The sequence below is a fragment of the Candidatus Regiella endosymbiont of Tuberolachnus salignus genome, assembly GCF_964020115.1.
Lineage (GTDB): Bacteria > Pseudomonadota > Gammaproteobacteria > Enterobacterales > Enterobacteriaceae > Regiella > Regiella insecticola.
Genome location: NZ_OZ026542.1, coordinates 2,739,690 through 2,752,907 on the forward strand (window position 1 = coordinate 2,739,690; position 13,218 = coordinate 2,752,907).

At 41.2% G+C, this 13,218-nt stretch carries 12 protein-coding genes and 3 pseudogenes; 8 read left to right on the top strand and 7 right to left on the bottom strand.

What is annotated here, in order from left to right:
- Positions 1-115: 115 nt before the first annotated feature.
- Complete coding sequence (locus tag AACL30_RS13795; protein ID WP_339057004.1) at positions 116-1,045, bottom strand: IS5 family transposase; 930 nt, start codon at positions 1,043-1,045, stop codon at positions 116-118.
- Positions 1,046-1,127: 82 nt separating this feature from the next.
- Here AACL30_RS13795 and AACL30_RS16580 point away from each other — a divergent pair.
- From AACL30_RS16580 to AACL30_RS13825, 4 genes and pseudogenes are all read left to right on the top strand, one after another.
- A pseudogene (locus AACL30_RS16580) lies at positions 1,128-1,599 on the top strand (transposase); the annotation flags it as partial.
- Positions 1,600-1,661: 62 nt separating this feature from the next.
- Entirely contained in the window at positions 1,662-2,840 is a 1,179-nt protein-coding gene (gene istA / locus AACL30_RS13815; RefSeq protein WP_339056344.1) for an IS21 family transposase, read from the top strand.
- Positions 2,837-3,634 (top strand): IS21-like element helper ATPase IstB, encoded by a 798-nt coding sequence (gene istB / locus AACL30_RS13820; RefSeq protein ID WP_339058365.1) that lies wholly within the window; start codon positions 2,837-2,839, stop codon positions 3,632-3,634. Before istA (AACL30_RS13815) ends, istB (AACL30_RS13820) begins: the two co-directional genes overlap by 4 nt.
- A gap of 223 nt (positions 3,635-3,857) precedes the next feature.
- Positions 3,858-4,013 (top strand): annotated as a pseudogene (locus tag AACL30_RS13825) (transposase family protein); the annotation flags it as partial.
- Positions 4,014-4,078: 65 nt separating this feature from the next.
- Here AACL30_RS13825 and AACL30_RS16585 read toward each other — a convergent pair.
- A complete protein-coding gene (locus AACL30_RS16585) occupies positions 4,079-4,309 on the bottom strand; it encodes an N-acetyltransferase (protein ID WP_422389556.1) in 231 nt (76 codons plus the stop codon).
- 207 nt (positions 4,310-4,516) lie between these two features.
- On the bottom strand, positions 4,517-5,911 hold the full coding sequence (gene fumC, locus AACL30_RS13830; protein WP_339057005.1) for a class II fumarate hydratase: 1,395 nt from the start codon (positions 5,909-5,911) through the stop codon (positions 4,517-4,519).
- 275 nt (positions 5,912-6,186) lie between these two features.
- Here fumC and AACL30_RS13835 point away from each other — a divergent pair, with 275 nt between their 5' ends.
- Entirely contained in the window at positions 6,187-7,707 is a 1,521-nt protein-coding gene (locus AACL30_RS13835; RefSeq protein WP_339057006.1) for a YdgA family protein, read from the top strand.
- Between the two features lie 88 nt (positions 7,708-7,795).
- Here the strand turns inward: AACL30_RS13835 and istB (AACL30_RS13840) are convergent, their stop codons facing one another.
- Both istB (AACL30_RS13840) and istA (AACL30_RS13845) read right to left on the bottom strand, forming a co-directional pair.
- Positions 7,796-8,593 (bottom strand): IS21-like element helper ATPase IstB, encoded by a 798-nt coding sequence (gene istB, locus AACL30_RS13840; protein ID WP_339058365.1) that lies wholly within the window; start codon positions 8,591-8,593, stop codon positions 7,796-7,798.
- A complete protein-coding gene (gene istA, locus AACL30_RS13845; RefSeq protein ID WP_339056344.1) occupies positions 8,590-9,768 on the bottom strand; it encodes an IS21 family transposase in 1,179 nt (392 codons plus the stop codon). The genes istB (AACL30_RS13840) and istA (AACL30_RS13845) overlap by 4 nt, the downstream gene beginning before the upstream one ends.
- Here istA (AACL30_RS13845) and AACL30_RS13850 point away from each other — a divergent pair.
- Positions 9,767-9,889, top strand: a complete 123-nt coding sequence (locus AACL30_RS13850) for a hypothetical protein (protein ID WP_339057007.1) — start codon at positions 9,767-9,769, stop codon at positions 9,887-9,889. The two genes, istA (AACL30_RS13845) and AACL30_RS13850, sit on opposite strands and share 2 nt — an antisense overlap.
- A 600-nt stretch (positions 9,890-10,489) precedes the next feature.
- Here the strand turns inward: AACL30_RS13850 and AACL30_RS13855 are convergent.
- Positions 10,490-10,723, bottom strand: a pseudogene (locus tag AACL30_RS13855) (agmatine deiminase family protein); the annotation flags it as partial.
- A gap of 94 nt (positions 10,724-10,817) precedes the next feature.
- On the opposite strand from AACL30_RS13855, the gene AACL30_RS13860 reads away from it, so the two are divergent.
- Positions 10,818-11,581 (top strand): IS5 family transposase gene (locus tag AACL30_RS13860; protein WP_422389587.1). Its coding sequence is split into 2 segments (ribosomal slippage): positions 10,818-11,178 and positions 11,178-11,581, totalling 765 coding nucleotides; the frame shifts between segments, so codons are not numbered across the junction.
- A gap of 5 nt (positions 11,582-11,586) precedes the next feature.
- Here AACL30_RS13860 and AACL30_RS13865 read toward each other — a convergent pair.
- On the bottom strand, positions 11,587-12,372 hold the full coding sequence (locus AACL30_RS13865; RefSeq protein WP_339057008.1) for an agmatine deiminase family protein: 786 nt from the start codon (positions 12,370-12,372) through the stop codon (positions 11,587-11,589).
- 685 nt (positions 12,373-13,057) lie between these two features.
- Between AACL30_RS13865 and AACL30_RS13870 the strand changes: the two genes are divergently transcribed.
- Positions 13,058-13,198, top strand: a complete 141-nt coding sequence (locus AACL30_RS13870) for a hypothetical protein (RefSeq protein ID WP_339057009.1) — start codon at positions 13,058-13,060, stop codon at positions 13,196-13,198.
- The last annotated feature ends 20 nt before the right edge of the window (positions 13,199-13,218 follow it).

A 13,218-nucleotide genomic window follows, 5' to 3' on the forward strand; every position in this document is an offset into this window, starting at 1 on the left:
TTTTGAGCTAATAGCGTTAATTCTTAAAGTCATGTAATAAAAAAGAAAATCAATGCACTCTTTTTTTACGGTATAAGAGACGGCGGATACACTTTTTTTCAGTATCAATGGAAAATCAGGGGTTACAGAGCAGGATTTTTCTAGCGAGAAAGAGATTGGTCAAAGCAAATAAGCTGAATAACTGCGCGGTATTTTTTGCCAAGCCCTTGTAGCGCACTTTTCTAAAGTTGAACTGACATTTTAACACCCGAAAGGGATGTTCAACCTTAGCCCGGATTTTCGCAATAAGACTTTGCCGATGCCGATGTTTCTCCCATACCTGCTGCTCCTGCCCGGGCAAGGCCAATACCCTCCGTCGGGGGATGTGCCAGATGACCGCACGATGTTGATGTTCACTGCGTCGCATCACGCCTTTATAACCGGCATCACCATGGACAACCTCTTCTTGGCCGTGAAGAAGGTGATGAACTTGCGTTACCTCGGCTACATTCGCCGAGGTTCCTACCAGGGAATGCACCAGACCCGTCTGTGCATCCACACCAATATGCGCTTTCATACCAAAACACTGATTGCCTTTACGGGTGGCTTTCATTTCAGGATCGCGGCCATTTTGCCGGTTTTTAGTTGAACTGGGTGCATGAATGATCGTAGCATCAACAATACTACCCCGTTTGATAAACAGCCCACACGAAGCTAAATGCGCATTGACCTCTTCAAACAATGATTCGCTTAAATGATGTTTTTCCAGCCAGTGTCGAAAATGCAGAATGGTGGGATCGGAGGGAATCGCATCGACGGAGATACCGGTAAATTGACGTAGTAAGGGGATGTCATATAACGCTTCTTCCATCGATAAATCAGCGTAATTAAACCCATTTTGTAAAAAATAAATCCGCAGCATCACCTCTAAAGGTTTTGCCGGTCTTCCCCCTTTGGCTGTTGGCTTAGGATAATTGATACTGAGTTTAGACAGAATTTTTTCCCAGGGAACTATCCTATTCATCTGCGCTAAAAAGTCGCCTCGTCTCGTCGATTTCGTTTTCATTTCACTATTAACCTAAAAAAATTATTAATGACAGAATAGACTACTTTTAGCGGTTTTTCAGGGCTTCCATAACCGTAAGAAGCTGTTAACTCATCTGGATGAAATATACCTACATTAGCAATAACCGGATGATAATCCCTAATTATGGCGAGATGTACCGATATGGGGAGACCATTTCTACCGCCTTTGTAGAATCAACTATCAATGAAGTGGTGGCAAAAAGAATGGTTAAAAAACAGCAAATGCAATGGAGCCAGCAGGGCGCTCATTATCTACTCCAAACCCGAACCTCAGTGCTTAATCCGAAACTGTGCGAATCTGGCCTCTTTAAAGGGCGAAGCCGCCTTTCAAAAGTCGGGTGTACAGAACTCAGAAAAGCGCTGTACATGCCAGCCCTTACCTCAATCACGCACAATCCAATAATAAAATCTCAATGGGAACGATTGGTAAAACGGAATAAAGGGGGCAAAGTCGGTGTCTGTGCAGCAATGCGTAAATTACTCCAACTAGCGTTGTCAGCGCTAATGATAAAAGACCGTAAATTGCTAATTTAATTTGTCCACTCAAGCCAGAATGCAGTTTCCTTTGTGGTGACAAAGCCATGAGGGAAATAAGCATGCTAAGAAGAGAGGACCACTACATGATAAAACAACGCCATCAACAGGGGGCATTTATTGTTGATATTGCCCATCAGATAGGGTGTTCAGAAAAAACGGTGAGACGGCACATTAGCTATCCTGCGCCGCCAACAGCAAAACGCGGTAAAAAACAGGTTGCTAAACTCGAGCCCTTTAAAGACTACATCGATTCAAGGTTGAGTGAACAGGTTTGGAATGCGGCGGTTATTTTTGAGGAAATCCGTGAAAAAGGCTACCGGGGTGGGAGTGCGATGCTCCGACGTTATATACATCCCAAACGTCCGCTCAGGGCCTCGAAAAACACGGTACGCTTTGAAACCCTCCCCGGTTATCAACTTCAACACGATTGGGGAGAAATCATCGTTGAGGTGGCAGGCTCTGCCTGTACGGTTAATTTTGCCGTTAATACGCTCGGTTTTTCGCGTCGCTTTCATGTCTTTGCTGCCCCTAAGCAAGATGCTGAGCACACGTATGAATCGCTGGTTCGCAGCTTCAATTACTTCGGTGGCAGCGTAAAAAATGTCTTGGTAGATAACCAAAAAGCCGCTGTTATCAAACATGGACAAAATGGCCACATCGAGTTCAATGCGGGCTTCCTGCAACTGGCTAATCACTATGGGTTTAGCCCTCGCGCCTGTAAGCCTTATCGACCGCAAACGAAAGGCAAAACCGAACGGATGGTGGGCTATGTTAAACACAATTTTTTCACTCGCTACCGTCAGTTTGAGAGTTTCGCTCATGTTAATCAACTGCTAGCGATGTGGCTGGCGAAAGTGGCAGACCAGCGTCATCTTCGTCAATTCAAGCAGACACCGGAAAATCGTTTTGCTGAGGAAAAAATAGCCTTGATGCCACTCCCTGCGACTGATTTCGATACCAGCTACTTCGACCTACGACAAGTGGCATGGGACAGCTATATCGATGTCAGAGGTAATCGCTATAGCGTGCCTTCATTCTGGTGTGGTCGTGCGGTTAATATTCGTATCGGTTTAGATAATACGCTACGTATTTACGGCGATGAGCAACTGCTCGCGACGCATCTCTTGCAGGAGGTAACGCAGGGCTGGCAAAAGGTGCCAGAACATCATCAAGCCCTTTGGCAACAGGTCAATCGAGTAGCGTCTCGTTCGCTCAGTGTGTATGAGGAGCTACTCTGATGGAAATGGAAAACTTGTTGATACGGTTAAAAATGGATTACCTGGGCGATGCGTTGGAGAGTTTATGTGAAGAAGCCACCAAGAAAGCACTGAACTACCGTGAATTTCTCCAGCAGGCATTAGCCCAGGAATGGAACGGGCGTCACCAAAAAGGCTTGGAATCGCGGTTAAAACAAGCACGTTTGCCGTGGATAAAAACCTTGGAGCAATTTGACTTTACTTTCCAACCAAGTATAGACAGGAAAATTATCCGCGAGCTGGCGGGGCTGAGGTTTGTCGAACATCATGAAAACGTCATTTTGTTAGGCCCACCTGGGGTAGGGAAAACGCATTTGGCGATAGCGCTGGCTGTCAAGGCAGCTACAGCTGGGCATCGGGTATTGTTTATGCCTCTGGATAGACTCTGCTGTACCTTAATGAAGGCAAAGCAAGAAAACCGTCTGGAACGCCAACTTCAGCAACTGTGCTATGCCAGGGTATTAATACTGGATGAAATCGGGTATTTACCGATGAATCGCGAAGAAGCTAGCCTATTTTTCAGGTTATTGAGCCGTCGTTATGAAAAGGCGAGCATCATTCTCACATCAAATAAAAGTTTTACTGATTGGGGGGACGTATTCGGTGATCACATTTTAGCAACTGCGATTTTAGACAGGCTTTTACATCATTCAACCACATTGAATATTAAAGGAGAAAGCTATCGACTCAAAAATAAACGCAAAGCAGGCATGTTGCCTATAAAAACGACTGATATTATCCAGGCGCCTGGAATAGAAACCCAACAGGAAAATTAGCAAAAACTGGACATTTTAAAGTAGCAAAAAGTGGTCAATCTAAAGTAGCGTTGACAGCGTATGGCGTGCTGAAATCAGGTATTCCTTTTGATGCAAAAATAGCCCTTACCAAGACATAAGCAAGACGGTATCTGACTTACCCCCAGGGCGGGATCCCACTTTAATTTGAACTCTATGTAGGCAGAATGCTCATAAGAGTATTTGTCCTAATGAATATCTAAACATGAGCATTTTAAAGCAATTAGCCCTGATTCCTGACCCACGTAAAGATATCAATATTAAGCACCAATTGATCGATGTGATTTTCTTAGTTTTTGCCGCGGTGTTAAGTGGAGCCTGGGGATGGAAATCTATCCAGGATTTTGGCGAAGCTCAGCTCGTCGGTCGGTTGCCCTGGCCACCTAACGGCAACTTCAAAGGCTAAGGGTATAAAATTTCTCCATGCTAAGCTAAAAAGTTACACTGTAGCGTCGAATGCCCTGTGATAGAATACGTCTCTTTGGGCAGTTCTCCACTAAAAGACACTGCCTGGAAATATTTAAGAGAAACACCTGCAAGTACTAGACCAGAATGCGCCTCGAATCCAAAATGACCGTAGTAGGCAGGGTTTCCGAGTACAACAGAGCCCAAGCCATCTAAACGCTTCAATTCAGCAAGAGCCGCCTTCATCAACATTGAACTTATACCCTGCCTCTGGTGTTCAGGCGATACGGATACTGATCCAAGGCCATACTATCTCTTCTTTTTGGAATGCAGATTCAATAAGCCTTATGATAGCGTTAATATCGGCAGCTTGTTCATTACGGATTGTGATTTTCATATTAATCTTCGCCTTAGTTGCTTTTCCTCGTTTAGATGAAATGGAAAAACAGCGATGAACAGTCACTTACCAATCATTTCTTTTGGATTAACCCATGTATCAAACTGATCTTCTGTCAGATATCCTAATGATATTGCAGATGCTTTCAAGGTCAGGCTTTCTTGATGTGCTTTTTTAGCAATTGCTGCTGCTTTGTCATAACCTATATGATTATTTAATGCAGTCACTAGCATTAAAGATTCATTAAGCAGCTGATCAATACGCTTTTCATTAGCTTTTATCCCCTCAACACAATGCTTATTAAAACTAGTCATGCCATCCGACAATAAGCGGATCGATTGTAAATGGTTATGAATAATCATTGGACGAAAAACATTTAATTGAAAATTACCTGATGCACCCCCGATACCGATCGCAACATCGTTACCCATCACCTGAGCACAAAGCATCGTCATTGCTTCACATTGTGTTGGATTAACTTTACCCGGCATAATCGAGCTACCGGGTTCATTTTCCGGAATCGATATTTCTCCAATACCACAACGTGGTCCCGATGAAAGCCAGCGTATATCATTGGCAATTTTCATTAATGATGTGGCTAAACCTTTTAAAGCGCCATGACTATGAATCAAAGCATCACAAGTGGCTAGCGCCTCAAATTTGTTAGGCGCAGTGACAAAAGGTTGTTCAGTAAGCGTTGCTATTTCTTTAGCGACCTTCACCGCATATTCAGGAGGTGTGTTTAATCCAGTGCCAACCGCAGTACCACCTAAAGCGAGCTCATAAAGATGTGGTAGTGTTGCGTTAATATGCTGTTCACTATGTTTTAACATCGCTACCCAGCCAGAGATCTCCTGTCCCAAGGTCAACGGTGTCGCATCTTGTAAATGCGTTCGACCAATTTTTACTATTTTATTAAATTCTATTGCTTTTGCTTCTAATTTTTCTTTCAACGCTTTTAAAGCGGGCAACAAATATTTATGTAAATTCGCCACCACAGCAATATGCATCGCCGTTGGGAAGACATCATTAGAGCTTTGGCTTTTATTCACATCATCATTCGGGTGTACTACAAATTCGTCAAGAATGATATTGGCTCGCCTAGCAAGCACTTCATTCATATTCATGTTAGTTTGAGTGCCTGAGCCTGTTTGCCAAATCGATAGTGGAAATTCGGTTAGATGTTCACCTTTTATTACTTCTTTAGCAGCTTGAATAATCGCTTTCCCTTTTTTTTCTTCTAACACACCTAACTGCATGTTAATTGTTGCTGCTGCTAACTTGGTTTGTGCTAGCGCATCAAGTAATTCTTGCGGCATTTTTTCCTGTGAAATATCAAAATGTGCCAATGAACGCTGAGTTTGTGCGCCCCATAATTGATCTGCCTGCACTTTTATCTCTCCCATGGAGTCTTTTTCAAGACGAACATTCTTTTCTTCGATATCAGTTTCGCGCATTATTTTCCCTTAAACTTTTTTCATTTCGTTAATTTATTGTCAATATGCTATCGTTTCATACACAATATAACATTGAAATTTATAATTCAAACGACACACCAGCAATATACCCTTCGCCTTTGAAGCTGCCGCTAGGCGGCTAGGGGGTGAGACCGATGAGATACTACCTAATGAAGCGAACAACCCGCAGCCAATACAAAGGCGAAGGGCATAGCGCTGCTACACAGAGGTCTATTGGATAATGCATTTATTAAAATAAGGATGAGATAAAGAGGATGAAAAAATCATTAGTGGCTATCAGTATCATGGCAATTGTTGGTTCAGCTTGGATCGGCTCCACTTGGTATATGGGGAAATTAATTGAACAACGTATGGACAAAATGGTTGATCAATCAAATGCGATATTGAAAGAATACTTGCCAGAAGCTGGTTTACAATTATCTTATCAAGATTATCAACGGGGCTTATTTAGTAGTCATTTTCGTTATGTTTTGCAATCTGACGTTAGTTCGCCTGGCGAAAAATGGTTGAAAGAGGGTGATAAAATTACCTTTATTGAACAGATTAACCATGGTCCTTTCCCATTAAGCCAACTAAAAAAATTTAATTTCATCCCCAGTATGGCGGTTGTTCATTCTGAATTAGAAAATACACCGGTAATGGCATCTTTATTTGAAATAACAAAAGGCCAAGCACCATTAACTGCTATTTCAAATATCTCCTACCAAGGTAATATTGCATCTGTCATTAACATCAGTCCAATGGAATCTCAACAGAAAGCAGCTAGCCTGCAATTCTCTGGTGCAACTATCAACGCTGATGTTTCTAAGGATTTACGTAATGTAACCTTAGATGCTAACAGTGATAGTATTTTTTTTACTAATAAAAGCCATAATAATCAATTAGAAAAATATAGTTTACAGGGACTAGAATTAAAAAGTACCACCAGTAAGGGTAAATTTGATTTAGCTCTTGGTAATAAACAACTTACTATTAAACAGATGGCGTTGGATACTGATGGAAAAAGTATTGTTTTGCTGGAAGGGTTAATTCTCAATACCTACCTTGGTGAATCAGATGAACATTTAAATACTAAACTTAACTATTCTTTGGCAGGATTAAAAATAAAAGAGAATGATTTTGGTTCTGGTAAATTAATACTCAGCTTAAATCGTCTAGATGGTAAAGCGATGAAAGAATTTATTACCGCTTATAACCAAGAAGCATTACAAACAATACAACAAGGTGAAGATTTTGAAGCACAAGAGCTATCTGACATCTTATGGTCTCAGTTACCTATACTCCTAAAAGGAAATCCCACTTTAAATATTGAGCCCTTAAGCTGGAAAAACAGTAAGGGCGAAAGCATGTTAAATCTGAATGTAGAATTGCTAGATCCAACAACGAATACAACTACAACCAATAATACTCTACAGAGATCATTTTTAGCTCAGAATGTGAAAAAAATAGATGCAACATTGACCATTCCACAAGCTATGGCTACGCATTTAACAATGCAAATTGCGTTACTTGCTGGATACAGCCCTGAAGAATCACAAACACTCGCTGAACAACAAATTAAAGGTTTAGCGGCGATGGGAAAAATATTTAAACTAACAACAAACACAGACGATACTATAAGCAGTAGTTTTCACTACGCCGATAATCAAATCGATCTAAACAATAAAAAGCTATCATTACAGGAATTTATGGGATTATTTGGGCTATTTAATCCAGTAAATGAAGAGCTAACACCTGAGCATCCTTCTGAACAAATGCCCTCCTACGATCAATAAAAGGACAGTACACCACATTTGCTAAGAGTTTGTGTCAACGCTACTTTAGATTGACCACTTTTTGCTACTTTAAAATGTCCAGTTTTTGCTAATTTTCCTGTTGGGTTTCTATTCCAGGCGCCTGGATAATATCAGTCGTTTTTATAGGCAACATGCCTGCTTTGCGTTTATTTTTGAGTCGATAGCTTTCTCCTTTAATATTCAATGTGGTTGAATGATGTAAAAGCCTGTCTAAAATCGCAGTTGCTAAAATGTGATCACCGAATACGTCCCCCCAATCAGTAAAACTTTTATTTGATGTGAGAATGATGCTCGCCTTTTCATAACGACGGCTCAATAACCTGAAAAATAGGCTAGCTTCTTCGCGATTCATCGGTAAATACCCGATTTCATCCAGTATTAATACCCTGGCATAGCACAGTTGCTGAAGTTGGCGTTCCAGACGGTTTTCTTGCTTTGCCTTCATTAAGGTACAGCAGAGTCTATCCAGAGGCATAAACAATACCCGATGCCCAGCTGTAGCTGCCTTGACAGCCAGCGCTATCGCCAAATGCGTTTTCCCTACCCCAGGTGGGCCTAACAAAATGACGTTTTCATGATGTTCGACAAACCTCAGCCCCGCCAGCTCGCGGATAATTTTCCTGTCTATACTTGGTTGGAAAGTAAAGTCAAATTGCTCCAAGGTTTTTATCCACGGCAAACGTGCTTGTTTTAACCGCGATTCCAAGCCTTTTTGGTGACGCCCGTTCCATTCCTGGGCTAATGCCTGCTGGAGAAATTCACGGTAGTTCAGTGCTTTCTTGGTGGCTTCTTCACATAAACTCTCCAACGCATCGCCCAGGTAATCCATTTTTAACCGTATCAACAAGTTTTCCATTTCCATCAGAGTAGCTCCTCATACACACTGAGCGAACGAGACGCTACTCGATTGACCTGTTGCCAAAGGGCTTGATGATGTTCTGGCACCTTTTGCCAGCCCTGCGTTACCTCCTGCAAGAGATGCGTCGCGAGCAGTTGCTCATCGCCGTAAATACGTAGCGTATTATCTAAACCGATACGAATATTAACCGCACGACCACACCAGAATGAAGGCACGCTATAGCGATTACCTCTGACATCGATATAGCTGTCCCATGCCACTTGTCGTAGGTCGAAGTAGCTGGTATCGAAATCAGTCGCAGGGAGTGGCATCAAGGCTATTTTTTCCTCAGCAAAACGATTTTCCGGTGTCTGCTTGAATTGACGAAGATGACGCTGGTCTGCCACTTTCGCCAGCCACATCGCTAGCAGTTGATTAACATGAGCGAAACTCTCAAACTGACGGTAGCGAGTGAAAAAATTGTGTTTAACATAGCCCACCATCCGTTCGGTTTTGCCTTTCGTTTGCGGTCGATAAGGCTTACAGGCGCGAGGGCTAAACCCATAGTGATTAGCCAGTTGCAGGAAGCCCGCATTGAACTCGATGTGGCCATTTTGTCCATGTTTGATAACAGCGGCTTTTTGGTTATCTACCAAGACATTTTTTACGCTGCCACCGAAGTAATTGAAGCTGCGAACCAGCGATTCATACGTGTGCTCAGCATCTTGCTTAGGGGCAGCAAAGACATGAAAGCGACGCGAAAAACCGAGCGTATTAACGGCAAAATTAACCGTACAGGCAGAGCCTGCCACCTCAACGATGATTTCTCCCCAATCGTGTTGAAGTTGATAACCGGGGAGGGTTTCAAAGCGTACCGTGTTTTTCGAGGCCCTGAGCGGACGTTTGGGATGTATATAACGTCGGAGCATCGCACTCCCACCCCGGTAGCCTTTTTCACGGATTTCCTCAAAAATAACCGCCGCATTCCAAACCTGTTCACTCAACCTTGAATCGATGTAGTCTTTAAAGGGCTCGAGTTTAGCAACCTGTTTTTTACCGCGTTTTGCTGTTGGCGGCGCAGGATAGCTAATGTGCCGTCTCACCGTCTTTTCTGAACACCCTATCTGATGGGCAATATCAACAATAAATGCCCCCTGTTGATGGCGTTGTTTTATCATGTAGTGGTCCTCTCTTCTTAGCATGCTTATTTCCCTCATGGCTTTGTCACCACAAAGGAAACTGCATTCTGGCTTGAGTGGACAAATTAAATTAGCAATTTACGGTCTTTTATCATTAGCGCTGACATTTGTTCTAAATCTCTAGGGGGTCGTGGGTGAGTAGACCTGCCGGTCACCCGAGCAGACCCCTCTAGACTGCTTGCATAACCGAATTCTGCGTTACTTGGTGCTCGTAATCCTCATGTACTCGCATGTATATTGCGCCGCAGGGCAGCGCGACTCCCCCACCCCTCGCTACGGTTTTGTAAGCAGTCTATTCAAAAAATGACTCAAAGTGTTCATAGATCAAACGACCGACACTCTGGGCAAAAATAGACCGCATTCATTGCAGACTCGGGGGGAAAGCGAGCCCTGAATATTTCCCAAAACGTCCCCGTAATGAAAAGGCTATCTCCACGAGTAAACGCCTGATTTGCTTGCTGGTAAGGCGTGGTTGAGGCTTTAGCAACTTCTTTCAAGGTCTGCTTATTGGGTGGTTAAATTGGTTTGTGCTGTTTATTGAGTTTCTTTAATATAAAGAGTAATTAATGTATGTTGTAACTAATAAAGAAAACTAATATGAATAAGTATAATTTAGTCGATAGAATGAATTCTCAATTTTCCAAACTTGAATCTGCACTCAGCAAACTCAATCATCAATTAATACAGTAGAAGATTTCGAATAGGCTCTAACTGGCATGCTAGATTAAAAACGGGGTTCTTGCTGAGTAAGACAATGAATCCCTCCCCCTCCAACGGCAATAGCATCAATATTAATCATGACAATGTCACGTTTAGGGTATAACTCTTCCAATTTTTCTGCAGCAGCTCTATCTGCTTTTTCATCACCAAATTCCGGCATGATAACCGCGTTGTTACAGACATAATAATTAATGTAACTCGCAAAAAAATTGTCAGAAACATATTTTTGACGGATCGTTCTAAGTAGTGTCGTCACGTAATAAAAAATATATTATCATGTAACAAATAACGACAACTGTTGAGATGATTCAATAATGAAAGATGATTCGGGAATGAATTTAGCCCATCGCCGCCACGATATATCCGATCATGTTTGGAGCCTATTGGAAGCTCATCTCCCGGGGAGAAAAGGCACTTGGGGTGGCATAGCCAGAGATAACAGGCAGTTTATTAATGCTGTTTTCTGGATATTGAGAACCGGCGCTCCCTGGCGTGATTTACCGCCTGATTATGGCGGTTGGAAAAATACTCATCGCCGGTTTTGCCGCTGGCGTGACAAGGGGCTATGGGAGTCTCTGCTCGAAGCGCTGATTGTGGAGCCAGATTTTGAATGGCTGATGATTGATGCCACTCATAGCAAAGTTCACCCTCATGCAGCAGGCGCAAAAGGCGGTAATCAGGATATGGAGCGCACAAAAGGGGGCTCAACAGTAAGATACATCTGGCCGTGGATGCGCATGGTATGCCGGTCAGAATTTTTATTACATCAGGTACCACAGCAGATTGTCAGCAAGCAACGAATTTAACCAAAGGTATTGCAGCAGAATATCTGTTGGCTGACAAGGGCTATGACAGTGATAACATCATTAAAAAAGCAGAAGAAGCCGGCATGCAAATCGTAATACCACCTAAAAAGAATCGTAAAATTCAACGTGAGTACGATAAAGCGCTCTACAAGCATCGACATCTCGTGGAAAATGCTTTTCTGCACCTAAAGCGCTGGCGAGGTATTGCTACTCGTTATGCAAAAAATACCTCCTCTTTTCTCGCTGCTGTACAAATACGATGCCTTGCTCTATGGCTCAAGATCTCATGACGACACTATATAGGGGCTTCAAGAGTAATAACATCCAATTTACGTCCCTTTGCATCTATCGCCTTGCTCAAAATATCAAGGTGACATTGAGTTATCTGGTAATCATAGGACAAAGGATCGGATTCATAACCTGCAACCACCACACCTGGTTTAACAAATTTGACATAACCATCAGTATGACCATCAGTAATATCTTGATCTCTTATCCCGGGAAGCCAGATTATTTTTTCCAGCCCGAGTAATCTTTTCAACTCATCTTCACATTCAGTTTTATTAATACCCAAATTTCTATTGTTATTAATAACACAGCTTTCGGTAAAAATAGCCGTTCCATCTCCATCGACGACTATTGCTCCTCCTTCTAATATTAATAGAGTCTTGATTAATTCAGCTCCACTTTTTTCAATGATAAATGAAGCAACTTTAGCGTCACGATCATGTTTTTGCTTATTTCCCCAACCATTAAAGTTAAAATCGATAGCAGCTTTACGATTTTGTTGATCGAAAACAAACACTGGCCCGGTATCTCGCATCCAAACATCATCTAGAGGATGGATAATTAATTCTACTTCAGATCCCATCAATTTTTGTGCTGTAGCATAATTTTCTTTATTAACCAACATAGTTACAGGTTCATACTTGGCTATAGCTAACGCAACATCAACAATGCTTTTTTGTGTTTCAGCTAAATATCGACGCCCCCAACTCTGATTAACGTCGAACGCCATCCAAGTACGTAGGTGATCACTTTCTTCAGCTGGCATAAATCCGCGATTTTGATTAGCATTCACAGTGCTACTCCAGTATTCATCTGTTCTTTAGATTAAGGTTAGCCACTTTTTAATTAACATCCACAATTTATTTTATTAGGAAGGAGGTTTGTCATAACTAAACAATGAAATAATAATATTAATATATCATTTAGTGTTTAATATTTAATTATATTGAATATTAAAACTTAATTTTAATAAAATATATTTATTCGAAATAAATTACAAGTTTTAGATTTTTAATTAAAAGTCACTATCTTAGATAGATTGTTATTTGTAATAATTTTGCTTTTCGAATAACTGAGTTTCACATTGTCATAACATACTTATAAATACACTAAACTATTTTACCAACCCGATTTTCTTTGTTATTTATTGCGTGATACCTATTATTAAAAAATAATGTTTATCATCATAGATACAATCAATCATTACATTTTAAAAAACTAATATCATTCAATTAATTACAAAAAACAATCAAAAAAACAAAACATGATAAAACTTAAAAAAAGTAAATTTCTATGGCGATTAATTGTTATTATATCCATTAATTTATTAATCTACCAAAATGTAAAACGCATAAAATTTATTTGCGAACAGAATCACATTTTTTATATCATAATAATTATTGAGGTTGTCATTTTTGCCCTGTTTGTTAATGTTAAACCTCCCTTGTTGGAAGGGATAAATATAATAGGAGTCTAATATGTTAAAACTGAAAAAAGCGGTAGAAAACAATTTTATTAAAAACACTGAGAAAAAAAATACAGTCGAACTGTTGAGTGCAGTTCGTGGTGGCGGTAGTAATGGTGGCTGGGTTAACCTTCACTGGTCAAAAAGCTTCTAAAAATTAGCAATAAACCGGGC

What these genes read in the sequence shown, in the direction of transcription:
- AACL30_RS13795 (WP_339057004.1), bottom strand. Translation starts at nt 1,045, where the DNA reads ATGAAAACGAAATCGACGAGACGAGGCGACTTTTTAGCGCAGATGAAT.
- istA (WP_339056344.1), top strand. Translation starts at nt 1,662, where the DNA reads ATGCTAAGAAGAGAGGACCACTACATGATAAAACAACGCCATCAACAG.
- AACL30_RS16585 (WP_422389556.1), bottom strand. Translation starts at nt 4,309, where the DNA reads ATGTTGATGAAGGCGGCTCTTGCTGAATTGAAGCGTTTAGATGGCTTG.
- fumC (WP_339057005.1), bottom strand. Translation starts at nt 5,911, where the DNA reads ATGCGCGAAACTGATATCGAAGAAAAGAATGTTCGTCTTGAAAAAGAC.
- AACL30_RS13835 (WP_339057006.1), top strand. Translation starts at nt 6,187, where the DNA reads ATGAAAAAATCATTAGTGGCTATCAGTATCATGGCAATTGTTGGTTCA.
- AACL30_RS13850 (WP_339057007.1), top strand. Translation starts at nt 9,767, where the DNA reads ATGCTTATTTCCCTCATGGCTTTGTCACCACAAAGGAAACTGCATTCT.
- istA (WP_339056344.1), bottom strand. Translation starts at nt 9,768, where the DNA reads ATGCTAAGAAGAGAGGACCACTACATGATAAAACAACGCCATCAACAG.
- AACL30_RS13870 (WP_339057009.1), top strand. Translation starts at nt 13,058, where the DNA reads ATGTTAAAACTGAAAAAAGCGGTAGAAAACAATTTTATTAAAAACACT.